General features: G+C 61.7%; 13 protein-coding genes. 5 read left to right on the top strand and 8 right to left on the bottom strand.

Features of this window, described 5'->3' with window-relative positions; genetic code table 11:
• Nucleotides 1-140: 140 nt before the first annotated feature.
• The 4 genes from ABIA42_RS08065 to ABIA42_RS08050 form a co-directional block, all read right to left on the bottom strand.
• Nucleotides 141-650 (bottom strand): hypothetical protein, encoded by a 510-nt coding sequence (locus tag ABIA42_RS08065; RefSeq protein WP_370114383.1) that lies wholly within the window; start codon nt 648-650, stop codon nt 141-143.
• 284 nt (nt 651-934) lie between these two features.
• Nucleotides 935-1,660 (bottom strand): hypothetical protein, encoded by a 726-nt coding sequence (locus ABIA42_RS08060; protein WP_370114385.1) that lies wholly within the window; start codon nt 1,658-1,660, stop codon nt 935-937.
• A 232-nt stretch (nt 1,661-1,892) separates the two neighbouring features.
• Nucleotides 1,893-2,231 carry a hypothetical protein gene (locus ABIA42_RS08055; protein ID WP_370114387.1) on the bottom strand — a complete coding sequence of 113 codons (339 nt, stop codon included), beginning with the start codon at nt 2,229-2,231 and terminating at the stop codon, nt 1,893-1,895.
• Between the two features lie 96 nt (nt 2,232-2,327).
• Nucleotides 2,328-3,302 carry an alpha/beta hydrolase family protein gene (locus ABIA42_RS08050; RefSeq protein WP_370114388.1) on the bottom strand — a complete coding sequence of 325 codons (975 nt, stop codon included), beginning with the start codon at nt 3,300-3,302 and terminating at the stop codon, nt 2,328-2,330.
• A gap of 131 nt (nt 3,303-3,433) precedes the next feature.
• Between ABIA42_RS08050 and ABIA42_RS08045 the strand changes: the two genes are divergently transcribed.
• The gene (locus ABIA42_RS08045) at nt 3,434-4,123 is read left to right on the top strand and encodes a hypothetical protein (RefSeq protein WP_370114390.1); all 690 of its coding nucleotides are present in this window, start codon (nt 3,434-3,436) and stop codon (nt 4,121-4,123) included.
• A 72-nt stretch (nt 4,124-4,195) separates the two neighbouring features.
• Here ABIA42_RS08045 and ABIA42_RS08040 read toward each other — a convergent pair whose 3' ends face one another.
• The 4 genes from ABIA42_RS08040 to ABIA42_RS08025 all read right to left on the bottom strand — a co-directional run bounded on the left by ABIA42_RS08040 (nt 4,196) and on the right by ABIA42_RS08025 (nt 10,171).
• Nucleotides 4,196-6,601: a tetratricopeptide repeat protein gene (locus ABIA42_RS08040; protein WP_370114392.1), complete on the bottom strand. Its 2,406-nt coding sequence runs from the start codon at nt 6,599-6,601 to the stop codon at nt 4,196-4,198.
• A 35-nt stretch (nt 6,602-6,636) separates the two neighbouring features.
• Complete coding sequence (locus ABIA42_RS08035) at nt 6,637-7,089, bottom strand: DUF2721 domain-containing protein (protein WP_370114394.1); 453 nt, start codon at nt 7,087-7,089, stop codon at nt 6,637-6,639.
• Between the two features lie 34 nt (nt 7,090-7,123).
• Nucleotides 7,124-7,402: a hypothetical protein gene (locus ABIA42_RS08030; RefSeq protein WP_271526363.1), complete on the bottom strand. Its 279-nt coding sequence runs from the start codon at nt 7,400-7,402 to the stop codon at nt 7,124-7,126.
• Between the two features lie 75 nt (nt 7,403-7,477).
• A complete protein-coding gene (locus ABIA42_RS08025; protein WP_370114397.1) occupies nt 7,478-10,171 on the bottom strand; it encodes an arylsulfatase in 2,694 nt (897 codons plus the stop codon).
• 307 nt (nt 10,172-10,478) lie between these two features.
• On the opposite strand from ABIA42_RS08025, the gene ABIA42_RS08020 reads away from it, so the two are divergent.
• The 4 genes from ABIA42_RS08020 (at nt 10,479) to ABIA42_RS08005 (ending at nt 14,393) form a co-directional block, all read left to right on the top strand.
• Nucleotides 10,479-11,531, top strand: a complete 1,053-nt coding sequence (locus ABIA42_RS08020) for a transporter (RefSeq protein ID WP_370114399.1) — start codon at nt 10,479-10,481, stop codon at nt 11,529-11,531.
• 199 nt (nt 11,532-11,730) lie between these two features.
• Nucleotides 11,731-12,174 carry an SRPBCC family protein gene (locus ABIA42_RS08015; protein ID WP_370114401.1) on the top strand — a complete coding sequence of 148 codons (444 nt, stop codon included), beginning with the start codon at nt 11,731-11,733 and terminating at the stop codon, nt 12,172-12,174.
• Between the two features lie 340 nt (nt 12,175-12,514).
• Entirely contained in the window at nt 12,515-13,801 is a 1,287-nt protein-coding gene (locus tag ABIA42_RS08010) for a serine hydrolase domain-containing protein (protein ID WP_370114403.1), read from the top strand.
• Nucleotides 13,802-13,943: 142 nt separating this feature from the next.
• The gene (locus ABIA42_RS08005; protein ID WP_370114405.1) at nt 13,944-14,393 is read left to right on the top strand and encodes a cytochrome c; all 450 of its coding nucleotides are present in this window, start codon (nt 13,944-13,946) and stop codon (nt 14,391-14,393) included.
• Nucleotides 14,394-14,409 lie beyond the last annotated feature (16 nt).

The raw sequence follows: 14,409 nt of genomic DNA, 5'->3' as shown, positions 1-14,409 counted from the left end.
GGAACAGCGTCAATCGCAGGGTTTGATGCTAGCTCCGATGATGCGGGCTCGGACACAGGTCAAGTGCCTCCTCGACAAGTGAAGGTTTTGCGGAGTGCGGTTCCGACCACGGCGTTCCGCTACTCCAGGATGAGGTGATTTCATAGCTTCATCTGCGGTCGAGCGTCCACTCCATTCAGGATTCCGGGCGGCGGCGGATCGATCGACAGCTTCTCTATCCCGTAAGCGCGATTGTACGTGAAGGTGGTATACCTAAGCAGATCTCGGCCCAGCAACATCCTGTAGGCTGATCCAACCTCGCCGACGGCGACGTCGATCTCGATGGCGATACACCGAAAGCCATTGGTGACGTAAAGAATGCCCCGGCAAATCGGCATGAGGCAAGGGCCAGCCGCTGTGCTCGCCGGCAGGGTTGTCACCGGTGCAGGCATCGGTTCTTTTAAGTTTGCGAAGGTCCGATCGATCACGACGAGATCGGCACCGGTATCGATCTTTCCGAAGGTCCAATTGATCGAGGGATGGTTGGGTATCGGATCAAGAACAGAGGTCCACGATAGACCCGTCTTGATGCACGGCCTGCCGAGCGTTCGATCAGACGTCTCTTCGCCCTGATCGGACAGCGCCACCACGGGGATCGTCAGCCCAATCATCGCAACAGCGACTCACGTTGAGGTTCGCGATGAGACTACGCAAGCTGATTGCGTTCTACCAGAGCGAGCCGCTGTCGAAATGGCACGGGTTGCGCTACGCGCGTCTCAGCGGAACCATCTCAATTTGCTGCGGCAGATCGAGCGTCGCTACGGCCATGTCAGATTGAAGAAGATCAAGGGCCGTATCCAAGGCAACCAAGCGGCCAAGCCGTCGACCAGCAGCTCGCCGGCGCGCGGCATAATCCTGGAGTCCGCTAAGGGCTCTTATCGGACTTTAGAACAAATTACGCCTTGCCCAGGCTGGCCAAGCCTTTACGATCGAAGTTGAGCTCATTTTCCCCTAGCTTGAGCTTCAACTGAGAGGCGCTGCCAACTAGGGCCGAGGCCAGATCGTCGGCGGCGGTGTGTTCGTCATCGGGTCTGCTTCGTTCGGCGAAGAGATTGCGGGCGATGCCTTCGAGCAGTGGAGCTGGGATTTCCGCTTGTTGGTCGCGACGCCACTCCATGGCTGTTTCCACCACCCAGCTGGCGCGATCGATGTCGAGTTCGAACTGCTTCAAAAGGAATTCTGCCGAGGCGTGTTGCTCGAACCAGCGGTTCATCCATCGCACGTAAAAGAAGAGAGCAGCAACAAAGGCGATTGTGACCACAGTCTGTTTGCCAAATGCCCAGACTAGAACCGACGCGGCGGCTTTCTCGATGTCGAGGGAGAAGAGAGAGTAGATAGTGGCCGCGTTAGCAGCTGCCAGGGCAATCAACAACGCAATGAGAGCTATGTGCACCGGAAGGCGCAAATTTCGCGTTTCAGGAGTGAGAGTAAACTTCTCCTGACGACCTTTGATTGTCTTTTGAAGATCAGAGCGTATGCCGCGTCTTGCATGCATGTAGGCTCGATCGTCGATCTCTTTACGTCTTGTCTCAAGTTCATCGGCCGCCGCGCGAACATTACTTGTCTTCTCTTCAAATTCCTTGCTCAGGCGCTCGCGTTCTGCGGCAGTTTCATCGGCCAACTTTAGCTTTAGTCGCTCGATTGCAGTCGTCTGCTCAACCGTCCAGTTCGTGATCTTCTCGATTTGCTGCGAGAAGCTTGTTTGTAAGCTCAGAACGGTGGAATGATAGATCGTTTGCAGGTCTTCAGTCGCCTTGCCTGCGATGTCGTCTGGCCACAGTGATCTCCAATCGAGAAGAAGCAGTCTCTAAAATCGAATCAACAACCTGAAGCTGAACCCTATCTCAGGCCGCCTAACTCTGAAGATCTGCAACGGGCTTCTTCCACGCTTTTGTGAGCGTCGGCTCCCCCCATCGAAAAAGCCAAACCGGTGGTTCGGTCCCATTTTTCGCTAGCTGCGGGGAGCGAATTTGATGCAACACCCCTGATGCAACGCCTTTGTTGCTGATTTCGATCAGCGAGGCGGCCCGGATCATCGGGATCAACAAGTCCACATTGAGCCGCCAGGTCGAGAGCGACGCCGTCCGGTCCCACGAGGGAAAAGTCGTGCTGGATGAGGTGGTTGCGGACAGGGTCTCGAACGTCAATTTAGCCCCGTCGCGGCGGCGGCCGGCCAAGCCGACGTGCAGCAAGGGCACCGCCGAGCCCGGTCCCGTTGCATCCGCGGATGCAACGCCCAGCCGGCCCGATGCAACGCCTCCAGTGATGCAACGGGGTTGCCCCAGCCCTCAACGATCTCCCGCAGCCAATTGCTCGCGAAAATACTTCACCACCGCCCCATTGAACTCGCGATGAAATCCGGCCCGGTCGAACCCTGCGGGCACATCGGTGCAGATGCGCAGAACGGCCGCCGCGAGATCGGCCGAGCACGGAGCGAGGAACGCATAGTGGCCGGCCGGCACGACGTGGATGTCAGGCTTGCCCGGCAAGCCTTCCGCGACGCGGGCGTTACCAGATCCATCGCCGACGCCGGGCCCACCGAACTGCGAGCGCCAGAACTGGAAAGGGACTTTGACGAGAGCGAGGTTCTCCCGCGTCAGGGTGGTCGGTGCGGGATCAACGATGACGGCGGCGCGAATGCGCGCATCGTATATCGGATCAGGCGGCGTCTCGCCATTGTGAAGCTGTGCGCAGACGCCGGTCGTCTCCTTGCAAAGGCTGGCGACCCTTGCGAAATCCGGCTTGGTCCCCATCAGCACGAGGCCGGTAGAGCCACCGAGCGAGAACCCGAAGAAGCCGACTTTGGCAGGATCGATCGTCGCCCTGTCCTTCCAATCGTTCAGCATGAAATCAAGCAACCGAACAACGTCCCTCGGGCGCGATCCCCACACAGACAGGGTGTCGCGCCGCGAGGAGTCACTGTATGTGTCGACTGGGTGATTGATCGCCGCAACGATGAAGCCGGCATCGGCCAGCGCCTCCACTGTGTCATGATGTTGGCCGAACCATCCGCCACGGCCGTGCGAGAAGATCACCAACGGCAGCTTTGTGCCAGTAACGGGACAATCCCTGGAGCCCTTCAAGTTGAAATCGGCACCGACAGAAAGACGGCCAAGCGCCACATGCGTCGGCTCCGCCGCGCAAGGATACCAGATCGCACCTGACAGCGACGGATCGGCGTCGAGCAGTTGAATGCCCGCAGCCTCGGCCGGCGAACCAAGACAGCAGAGCGTGATGGCAAAAGCCCAGAGCGTGCTGCGCAACGGAAGCCCCCGATCTCCCGCAGGAGTTGAACGCGGAACGGTAGCGGAATTGTGGCTTCGCTTGTCAAGCGGGCACACCTTGCCGCCGCTGTTGGCGTTGAGGCAAACTGTCCGCAAAAAGGGAGGTCAGCATGTCACTGCTCGGCAAGGCCGCCGTTGCGATGTGGTGGAGCGTTCGTCCGGAGCAGCGCAGCGAGTTCGGCGACTGGCACTCGCATGAGCATTTTCCGGAGCGGATGAGCATTCCCGGCTTCCGGCGGGGATCGCGCTGGAGCAGCACGACGGATGCCGAGGGCTTCTTCGTGCTCTACGAGCTCGAGCGATACGAGGCGCTCACGTCGCAGGAATATCTCGACCGGCTCAACGCGCCGACGCCGTGGTCGAGGAAGATGATGCCGCATCATCTCGGCATGGTCCGCAGCCAGTGTCGGATCATCAAGAGCTTTGGCGGTGGCGTCGCAAGCTCGCTGGCCACCATCAGGCTTTCGCCGCAAGCTGGACGCGCTGCAGAGCTGCAGGCGCACCTCCTCGATACGCTCGGCGCCCTTGCGTCGAAACCGGGACTGACGGGCGCTCACCTCCTCCTGACCGATACACCGAAGACGGGTTCGCCCACCACGGAACAGCAGATCCGGGGAAAGGACGGCGCCGCCGACTGGATCGTGCTGCTGTCGGGTTACGACGCCGATGCCGTCGAGCGTGCCGTGATCGCGCAGTTGGCGTCATCGGTGCTTGATGCGGCGGGCGCTCAGACTCATCCGACGGAGGGCCGCTACCGGCTGGCGTTCACGATGACGCCACAGGACGTGGCGGCGATTTGACATCGAAGTAAGGCCGGCCGCCGCCTGCCTTCGGCGAAAGCCCACGAGCGCAGGCGGCTCTTCCTGGCGCAACTAACGCTTGAGCTCTCTGATGAGGTTCGCCAACCGTGGATCGTCAGGCCGGAGGAGCGCCAGTCGCTCGGCATAACCCAGCGCGGCCGCGATGTCTCCCTTCTCCCTGCTGATGTTCAAGGCGGCTGAAAGCAGCTCCATATTGTTCGGATGACCCCGCAGGGTCTGGTTCAGCACAGAAAGTGCATCGTCACGCCGACCGATTCCGTTCAGTCCTACAGCATAGACGTAGGCGTACCGCATTTGGCCGGGGTCAAGAGAGGCAGCCCGACGCAGCTCGTCGAGGGCCTCCTCGCTGCGCTTCTGGCGCACGAGTGTCAGACCAAGCGCGTGGTGGAGAGATGCGTCCTGCGCCGACGCGGAAAGCGCTTCTCGCAGGATTTTCTCCCCGTCACTGTCGCGTCCGAGTTGCCGGTACAGGTCGGACAAGTTGACGGCGGCCGCCGCAAACGAGGGATCGAGCCTGAGGGCGGCGCGGTATTCGGCTTCCGCCGCGCCGGGATTGGCCTGGCGCAGGAAGAAGTTGGCAAGCGCCGTTCGCGAATCCGGCCGATCAGCATTCAGCTTCTGCGCATCGACGAATTCGGCAGCCGCCCGCGCGAACTGGTCACGATCGGCCGCTGGCTGGCGCGCTGGAGGCACGGCGGCCAGAAGTTCGGCGGCGCGAATGCGCACACCAGGCACGGGATCGCGCAGCTGCGGCGAGACGACCGGCCAGAGCTGATCGGCGGGCGCTCCTTCGAGCCGATCGAGCGCGCCGAGCCTCACGAGCGGATCGGAATCGGAAAGCCCATGCCGGATCAGATCGAGAATCGGTGCCGGAAGCTCCGCCAGCGCGCTGGCCCGGACGATACCGGGAACGTCAGCCGATTCAGCGACTGCGGCAAGTTGCGCTTGCGCGTCGGCAGCTTCGCTCCAGGCAGCATGAAATGCAGGCGCATAGGTCTGGTGGCCCCGCCGCTCCGGCCCGAACCAACCCTCGATCTGATGCGCTGCCCAGGCCGCTGGCTTGTCGCGATGACAGTCGTTGCACGCATTCGGTGCGCCCGTCTGCTCCGAGAGATCGGGACGCGGAACGCGGAAGCCGTGGTCGTGGCGGCGATCGAGGATCATGTAGCGGCGCTCCGGCATATGGCAGGCCGGACAGCCCAGCGGCGGCGAGACATGGGCATGGTGCCGGTGCGCCGCGGATTCATATTTGGCGGGCGTATGGCACTGCGAACAAACGCCGTCTCCGGGCGCCTTCAACGTTGCGCTGTGCGGGTCGTGGCAGTCACTGCAGGTCACGCCCTTGGCGAACATCTTGCTCTGTTTGAACGGCGCGTAATTGTAGGTCTCCTCGTCGTCGCGCATCTGGCCGTCGGCATAAAAGCGGTGTCGGTCGAGCAGCGATACACGGTGTGTGTCAGAGAGCGGTCGGCCCGGTGTCCAGTTTTCCGATAGCTGCCCGCGGCGCGCGTGGCAGCGCCCGCAGGTCTCGACCTCCTTGCGCAAGCCAGGTGGCGGCGCGCTGCGTACCGGCGTCAATTTGCCCGCGGATGCGGCCCAGGTGATGCCGGTGCGCTCGTCGAAGCGCACCTGCAGGCCATCGTCAGGGCCGCGCGCCGCCGGGTTGGTACGAGCCCAGGTAACGTGGCGCGAGCCAGCACCGTGGCACGCCTCACAGCCGACGCTGATCTCGGAAAAGGTGGTCGCGAACCTGTCCCGGTCGGCATTGTAGCCCTTGTTCACGTTCGTCGAATGGCACTCCGCACACATGAAATTCCAGTTCTGGTTCAGCTTCGTCCAGTGCAGGGAATCGCTGCTGGTGACGGCGTTGTCCGGGTAGAGATGAAACCAGCGCTGACCGCCCTGCTGTTTCGGCCGCGTGTCCCAGGCGATGGACAGAGCCTGGACGCGGCCATCCGGGAATTGAATCAGATATTGCTGCAGCGGGTCGATGCCGAATGTGTATTTCACCTCGAAGGTCGCGAGCTTGCCGTCAGGCCCATCGGTCTCGACCAGGAACTTGTCCTTCTTGCGAAAGAAGCGCGAGCGGGTGCCGGCATAGTCGAAAGTCGCGTCGTTGAAATCGCCGCGCACGGACTGCGCCGTCGCGTGATCCATGGCGCGGCGGTGCTGCGAGGTCCGCCAGAGCCTTGCTTCCGCTTCGTGACAGTCAGCACAGGATTCGCTCCCGACGAAGGCCCGTTCGGCAGGCGCTGACGTCTGGACGGGAGCCTTCGATGGTTCGAACCACAGCAGTCCGCCGGCGATCGCGGCAACAACTGCGCTCGCGCCGAGGATCCAGCGCCTCGTAGCGCCGTGAGGGACTTGCGGCGGCTGCGGCTCGGACTGCACTGGTTCGGGCGCTGGCGCCTTGCCGAGCTTGTCGCCCTTGCGGTTCTTTCGCGAGCCTCGTGTCACGTCTGCTTACCGCTCCAGCCGTTCCGCCACTCGGCTTACACGTGAAGGTCATTATCGTGAAGCGCAATTCTGGTTTCGCGCGCCAGATCGACGAGGGCGGCGCTGAACATCAGCATGGCCGCCATGAACAGGATCGCCACGCCGTATTCGTGTGCGATTTGCAGGAGCGCGCTGACGAATGCAACGAAGATGATGAGCGCCGTGAGGATCGCTGCGACGACGGAGCAGAACAGCGACCGGTTCAGAAGCCGCGCCCTTTCCCGAAGCCGCGGCAGATCGCCTTTCAGGAAGACTCTTGCAGAATCGCCTGCGGGAATGCCGTTGATGAACTGCGAGCGGTCGATCACTCGGTTGACCCGTGAGATCACGACCGAGATGAACGCACCGACCGCGCCGAGCAGAAATGCCGGAGCAGCGACATTGGCGATGATGCGGCCAAGTTCGTCGATCGAAGGTGTGATTGGGATCAGATCGGTTACGCTTTGCATGTTGCCGCCGTTCGATGCGGTGCCGCGCGCGGCGTCACCGCAGCGGTTCGACCTTGGCGGCCATGTCCGGCGCGCGGCTCACCCGATAGCTTGCATTGCTGCATCTGAGCACCCAGACCGCATGATCGGCCCTCGAGCGCGCGGTGTCCTTCGTCGCGCCGAGCGCCTTGTCACACGTAAACCCTTGCGTCCGGATCTGTGCGGCGAGCATGTCCTGCACCGTCTCCGCCGCGCCCTGCGCCGCAGCGCAGCCGACAGTCAGGGCGTCGGTCAGTGCAAGCGCTGACAGGAAGATCCAACGGCCGTTTGTCATGAGCTTCTCCGATCGCACATCGCGTGCATTTGGCCGACGGAAAGCCGGTTGGCTTCCCGTCGGTGTCGCGCCGAACTATCGGCGAACACATTCCTGAACGAACTTGACCCGGTCCACCATGCCAAGTCCCTTTGCCTCGGCATCCTTGCGGCAACCCTCGCGCTTGTCGATCCGCAACTGGATCTTCTCGACCAGATTGAGGCCGATATTGCTGGAGACCTGGGGTACCGCCGAGGCAACTTTTCCGGCATCCGCAGACGGGCCGTCGCCCGCCGCACGCGCGGCTTCCTCCATCCGCTTGATATCAGCCGGGCTCAGCTTGGGTCGATCGATGTCCAGGGTGATCCTGTTGATCTTGCCGGTGAAGGCAAACGGTGCCTCGTAGTCATTGTCGTCGACCGGCGTGCCGGTGTCTGAACCGATGTCCAGTGCTTCGTCCCACTGCAGGATGAAGGGAAGCGTGTGCTCCATCTTCTCCGTCGCCACCACATTGCCATCGACCTTCAACGTGCCGGTGCCGCCCTTTCCGATGCCGCTGTAGTCGCCGAACAGCATGGTCGCTGTGCCGAGACCGTCATACGCGAAGGCAAACTCGATCACGTGCTTGCCGGGCGTGAGCTCCGTTCCCTCCCAGCGCACGCGCTTGAGGTCAACGAGGTTCCAGGTAAAGACGGGCTTGTTCTTGAGGACATAGAACCCATACCCGCCGAAACGGCCGCCCTGGGTGATCAGCATGCCCTCGGCACCGCCCTGCGGAATCTCGACGTCGGCCTTGAAGACATAGGATGCATTGAGCAGGCTCGGCGCGTCGCCGTTCGGCGTGCCGGTGAGCGGTCGCGTCCAGACGAAGCTCGTCCGGCCGGCGCTGAGGCTCGGGCGCGGCGTAATAATCCTGGTAGCCATTGAGCTGTCGAGCGGCAGCACCTGATACTTCTCGGCTTCCTTCCAGAACAGCGCCTGCAGCTCCTTCAACTTGTCGGGATACCTGGCGGCGACGTCCTCGGCCTGCGTCCAGTCGTTCTTCAGGTCATAGAGCTCCCAAGGGTAATCGGCCGGGCTTGGCAGCTTGACGCCTCCAGTCACCCACGGCGGCCGCAACACCTTGGTCGAGGCGATCCATCCGTCATTGTAGATCGCGCGATCCGCGAACATCTCGAAATACTGGATCTTGTGGCTCGACGGCGCGTTCGCGTTGCCGGCGTCGAACGTGTACATCATGCTGACACCTTCGATCGGGCTCTGCTTGATCCCGTCGACGATGTCCGGCTGCTTGATCTTCGCGGCCTCGAGAATGGTCGGCACGACGTCGATGACGTGGTGGAACTGGCTCCGGATGCCGCCCTTGTCCTTGATCACGGCCGGCCAGGAGATTGCCATACCCTGGCGCGTGCCGCCGAAATGGGAGACGATCTGCTTGGTCCAGGAGAACGGCGTGTCAAAGGCCCAGGCCCAGCCGATCGACATGTGGTTGTAGGTACGCTCGGTGCCCCAGACGTCGTAGAAGTACTTGAGCTGCTCCTCGACCGACGGGTTGATCTGGTTGAACATCGCCACTTCGTTGGGCGTGCCGTTCGGCTGCCCTTCGGCGCTGGTGCCGTTGTCGCCTTCAATGTAGATGATCAGGGTGTTGTCGAGCTTGCCGAGATCGTCGATCGACTGGATCACCCGGCCGATTTCGTTGTCGGCGTAGGCGGCAAAAGCGGCGAACACATCCGCCTGACGGATAAACAGCTTCTTCTCGTCGGCGGAAAGCTGGTCCCACTCCTTGATCAGGTCCTTCGGCCACGGCGTGAGCTTGGCGTTCTGCGGGATGACGCCGAGCTTCTTCTGGTTGTCGAAGATTGTCTCGCGCAGCTTGTTCCAGCCCTGGTCGAACAGGTGCATGTCGCCGATCTTCTTCACCCACTCCTTGGTCGGATGATGCGGCGCATGCGTCGCGCCGGGCGCGAACTTGATGAAGAACGGCGTGTCGGGCGACAGCGCGTTCATGCGGTTCACATAGTCAATGGCGTCGTCCGCCATCGCCGTCACCAGATTCCAGCCGGGATTTCCTTGGTAGGGATAGATTGCCGTGGTGTTGCGAACGAGATTGCCGGGCTCCCACTGATTGGTATCGCCACCCATGAAGCCGTAGAAATATTGAAAGCCCATGCCGGTCGGCCACTGGTCGAATGGGCCGGCCTGGCTCGCCTGGTATTCCGGCGTGTTGTGGTTCTTGCCGAACCATGCCGTATGATAGCCGTTGTCGGTCAGGATGCGGCCGATCGTGGCCTTGTCCTTGGTGATGATGCTGTCGTAACCGGGGTAACCGGTTGCCTGCTCGGCAATCACGCCGTAGCCGGCGGAATGATGATTGCGTCCGGTGATCAGCGCGGCGCGCGTCGGCGAGCACAGCGCCGTTGAATGGAAATTTGTATAGCGCAATCCGCTTTGCGCGATGCGGTCGAGTGCAGGCGTTGGAATGACGCCGCCGAACGTGCTTGGCACGCCGTAGCCGGCATCATCGGTGATGATGAGCAGCACGTTTGGTGCACCCTTCGGCGGCACCACGCGCGAGGGCCAGAAAGGTGTCGAATTGCGCGCATCGCGCTCGATCTTACCGCCGAATTTCTGCGGAGGCGGCGGCAGCTGATCGCCGGGAATAGTGATGGTCGCCGCAGGCGATCCGGGCGGCGGCGCAGCGTGTTGGACTTGTTGTGCCAATGCTGGCGCCGAAATCGCAAAGGTCAGTGAAAATGCGACAAGAAAAAAGGATCGGGCAGTGCTCATCGCAATTCCTCCCTTCAAATGAGGCGCCATCATTTTCCAGCGGCCAGAAAAAGGCTTGATATGGATCAACAGATCAAGATGACGGATCAGAAGCGGAGACGTTGGAGACAGAGGAGCGGCGTCCGTGGGAGGCGCATCTCAATGCCCGTTGGCATCATAACGCTGCAGTGTTGTTCCGTTACCACATCTGACTGCCGAATATTCCCGGCGCAACGGAAGCTATGGCCTGCCCCTCGTCTGGATCATACTATCAGCAGCAAATCAGGCGCGCCCAGGAAGCTGATCTGGTGTTTCGGGAGGGGTCACCATGCGAGTGACGAAGGCGTTTGCCGGCATTGCATTTGCGGCCTTTGCATCGATACCGGCGATAGCCTTGGCCGATGAAAGCGGCATCAGCTTCTGGATTCCCGGCATGTTCGGCAGCCTTGCCGCGACGCCTCAGCAACCGGGCTGGACGACGGCTGCGATCTACTATCACACCTCGGTGTCCGCCGGCGGCGACGTGGCGCGCGCACGCGAAATCCAGATCGGCCGCATCCCCGCAAACTTGACGGCCACGTTGAACGCGAACCTCAACGCGAATGTGGATCTAGGCCTGTTGAACGCGACCTACGTCTTTGCAACACCGGTGCTGGGCGGCCAGGCCTCGGCCACCCTGATGGGAATCTACGGTGCAAACACCACCACGCTCAACGGATCGGTGACGGGTACGCTCGCAACGCCACTGGGCTCTATTCCCTTCTCGCGCTCCGATTCCATCAGCGATTCCGTGACCGGCTTTGGCGACCTGATCCCGCAATTCGCGCTGCGCTGGAATGCCGGTGTCCACAACTACATGACCTACATCACCGGTGACATCCCCGTCGGAGCCTACCAGTCGTCCCGGCTCGCCAACATCGGGCTCGGGCATGGCGCGATCGACGCGGGCGGCGGCTACACCTATTTCAATCCGCAGACCGGACATGAACTGTCCGGCGTGCTCGGCTTCACCTACAATTTCAAGAACACCGACACGCAGTACCAAAGCGGTGTCGACATGCACTTCGACTGGGGCGCCTCCCAGTTCCTGAGCAAGCAGGTGCAGGTGGGGCTCGTCGGGTATTTCTACCAGCAGCTCGGCTGCGACAGCGGCTCCGGCGATCGCGTCGGCTGTTTCCGCTCGAGGGTGGGCGGGGTCGGCCCACAGATCGGATTCATCTTTCCAATCGGCGACAAACAGGGCTACCTCAACTTTAAGGGATACAAGGAATTTGCCGCCGAAAATCGCCCGGAAGGCTGGAACGCGTGGGTGACCTTTGCGATCTCGCCGGCGGCACCGCCGCCGGCAGTGACGCCGACGAAGCACGTCATCACGAAGTGACGGGCGTTCACGATGACGCCAGTCGAGTGGCGGCTGTCTAGCCGGCTCGCGCCAGACCATCTGCCGCCAGCGCTCCCGACAAAAGCCATCAAAAAATCCAAGCTACCATGTCGGGCCGGCCGAGCCTCGTTCGTCCTCGGGACATGAATGGGCAACGGACGCGCGCGCCGGAGCCATCAAGTCGTGAGGAACAAGAAAAATGCCCAATACCATCCGCCTGCACCGCGTCCTGGCCACCAGCCCGGAGAAAGTCTATCGCGCCTTCCTGGAGGCCGATGCGATGGCGAAATGGCTTCCGCCGAACGGCTTCACCTGCGCCGTGCATCATTTCGAGCCCAAGGTCGGGGGCACGTTCAAGATGTCGTTCCGGAATTTCACCACGGGCAACAGCCATTCCTTTGGCGGCGAATATGTCGAGCTCGTGCCCGGCGAACGCATCCGCTATACTGACAAGTTCGACGATCCCAATCTGCCCGGCCTGATCGAGGTGACCGTGATCCTGAAGAAGGTCTCGGTCGGAACCGAAATCGACATCACGCAGTCGGGCATCCCGGATGTCATCCCGCCGGAGGCCTGCTATCTCGGCTGGCAGGAATCGCTGCGGAATCTGGCCAAGCTCGTCGAGCCCGAGATCAACCAATAGGCTGGACGCAACGGCTTTGAGCCGGGTCGATGTGAGCCGCGGGCTCGCTCGGCCTCCTCAGCTTGGGCAGGGCTATCGCATATGAACGCGATTTCCCTGTGGCCGTCCTTCGAGACGCCCGCCGTTGGCGGCCCTCAGGGTAAAGATCGAGGGTGCGGCTGCCGCTTCAACCTCAGCGGTGCCGCTTAACCTCGTCCTGAGGAAACCGCCATCGAGTCCGTGCGAAACGGTATCCGACGGCGGCGCGGCAGGCGCCTCCCGCCTGCGTGCAGGCGCTCCCTGATGCCCCTTGTGCCGGTTGAGCGGAAGGCTACACTCGGGAGGAATCGGGAGGGGGTTGATGAAACCATTCCAGGCGTTGCGGATGATTGCCTGTGGCGCGCTGCTCGTTGCGGCCGCAGCAGCTTCGGCCCGGGCCGAAGGGACTTTTGAAATTCCCGCGGGAGCACATTTCAACAAGGACAAGCTGGCAAAACTCGACGAGTTCTTCCGCAACGAAGTCGCGACGGGGAAAATTCCCGGAGCGATCCTGCTCATCCAGCAGCACGGCAAGCCGGTCTATCACCAATCCTTCGGCGTGCAGGACGTGGAGTCGAAGGCTCCGATCACCGACCATACCATCTTCCGCCTGTTCTCGATGACCAAGGCCATCACCAGCGTGGTTGCGGTGCAGATGATCGACGAGGGCAAGTTCTCCCTCGACGACCAGATCGCAAAATACATTCCGTCGTTTGCAAATGTGAAGGTCGGCGTCGAGAAGGAAGCCAGTGGCGGTACCAAGACGCTCGAACTGGTGCCGCCGAACCGGCCGCCGACAGTGCTCGACCTGATGCGCCAGACCTCCGGCATCACCTACGGCTTCTACGGCGACAGCCTGGTCCGCAAGGCCTACAAGGCTGCCGATATCTATGCTGGTGATTTCGATCTCGCCGAGTTCGCCGAGCGGATCGCAAAACTGCCGCTGCACAATCAACCCGGCGCGCTCTGGCAGTATGGCCATTCCACCGACATCCTGGCGCGGATCATGGAAATCGCGTCCGGGAAGTCCCTGATCGAGGTCGAGCGGGAAAAGCTGCTCGATCCACTCGGCATGAAGGACACCGGCTTCTTCGTCGGCGACCCCGAAAAGCAGAAGCTGCTCGCCAAGCCGATGCCGAACGACAGCGATTTCCGGGTGGGGCGCGAAAACGACCCGACCAAACCGAAGAAGATAATGTACGCCAGCGGCGGCATGGTCTCGACGATGGCGGACTACGCCCGCTTCGCCCAGATGCTTCTCAATGGCGGCACGTACGAGGGCAAGACCATCCTCAGCCCCAAGGCGTTCAAGCTGCTGACGACGGATCAGGTCGGGCCCGGATCGGGCGTCGAGCGGGACTTCTTCTACTTTCCGGGCGACGGCTTCGGCTTCGGGCTCGGCCTCGCCGTACGCACCGATCCGGGCAACGCCAAACCGCCGCCGCCGGGCAATCTGGGCGAACTGAAATGGGACGGCGCCAGCGGCTGCTATTTCGTGATCGACCCCAAGCAGGACATGTTCTTCGTCTTGCTCGAGCAGACTCCCTCGGAGCGCCAGCGCATCCAAAGGACCGTCAAGCAGCTGATTTATGAGGCCATGGAGAACTGACGACGTCACGTCGGCGAGCGAGCGACTGCGCAAGGACATGTGTGCGCTTCAGTTCTGGCTGTGCGGTCTTGATGTGCGTCAAACTGTCTAAAGGGCAAAACGGCTAGGAGCAGGAGTCTTCCCTGCCGGCCTCGGAGGCGAGATGATGAGATCTGCTATCGGATGGTTGATCATTGCCGGTCTTGCCGCTGGTTTCGCTGCTGCCGCCAAGGCCGAAGAAGTCGACATCGGCAAGGCGGAATTTCTGTCTTCATGCGCGAGTTGTCATGGCGCCGACGCAAAGGGCAAAGGACCGGTCGGCGGCCAGCTCAAGACACCGCCTTCCGACCTGACCATGCTGGCCAAGAACAACAACGGGGTGTTTCCCACCAACGCCGTTTACGAAACCATATACGGGTCGAAATCAGTCCCGGCTCACGGCACGCGTGAAATGCCGATCTGGGGCGAGCGGTTCAACCCCATCGTCAGCCTGCCTCACGCCGTCGATCCCACTTATTGGCAAAAGGCCGGGCCGCAGCAAAACCCGGAGGTCGTCGTGCGGACTCGCATTCTCGCCGTGATCGATTACCTGAACCGAATTCAGCAGAAATAGCGATCGAGCAGCGCCG

This window comes from Bradyrhizobium sp. USDA 327, assembly GCF_041262065.1.
Taxonomy (GTDB): domain Bacteria; phylum Pseudomonadota; class Alphaproteobacteria; order Rhizobiales; family Xanthobacteraceae; genus Bradyrhizobium; species Bradyrhizobium liaoningense.
This window is presented reverse-complemented; position numbering and strand designations above follow the sequence as displayed.

Coding starts and splice junctions, on each gene's coding strand:
- ABIA42_RS08005 (WP_370114405.1), top strand. CDS start 13,944: ATGATGAGATCTGCTATCGGATGGTTGATCATTGCCGGTCTTGCCGCT.
- ABIA42_RS08020 (WP_370114399.1), top strand. CDS start 10,479: ATGCGAGTGACGAAGGCGTTTGCCGGCATTGCATTTGCGGCCTTTGCA.
- ABIA42_RS08015 (WP_370114401.1), top strand. CDS start 11,731: ATGCCCAATACCATCCGCCTGCACCGCGTCCTGGCCACCAGCCCGGAG.
- ABIA42_RS08030 (WP_271526363.1), bottom strand. CDS start 7,402: ATGACAAACGGCCGTTGGATCTTCCTGTCAGCGCTTGCACTGACCGAC.
- ABIA42_RS08035 (WP_370114394.1), bottom strand. CDS start 7,089: ATGCAAAGCGTAACCGATCTGATCCCAATCACACCTTCGATCGACGAA.
- ABIA42_RS08025 (WP_370114397.1), bottom strand. CDS start 10,171: ATGAGCACTGCCCGATCCTTTTTTCTTGTCGCATTTTCACTGACCTTT.
- ABIA42_RS08065 (WP_370114383.1), bottom strand. CDS start 650: ATGATTGGGCTGACGATCCCCGTGGTGGCGCTGTCCGATCAGGGCGAA.
- ABIA42_RS08045 (WP_370114390.1), top strand. CDS start 3,434: ATGTCACTGCTCGGCAAGGCCGCCGTTGCGATGTGGTGGAGCGTTCGT.
- ABIA42_RS08010 (WP_370114403.1), top strand. CDS start 12,515: ATGAAACCATTCCAGGCGTTGCGGATGATTGCCTGTGGCGCGCTGCTC.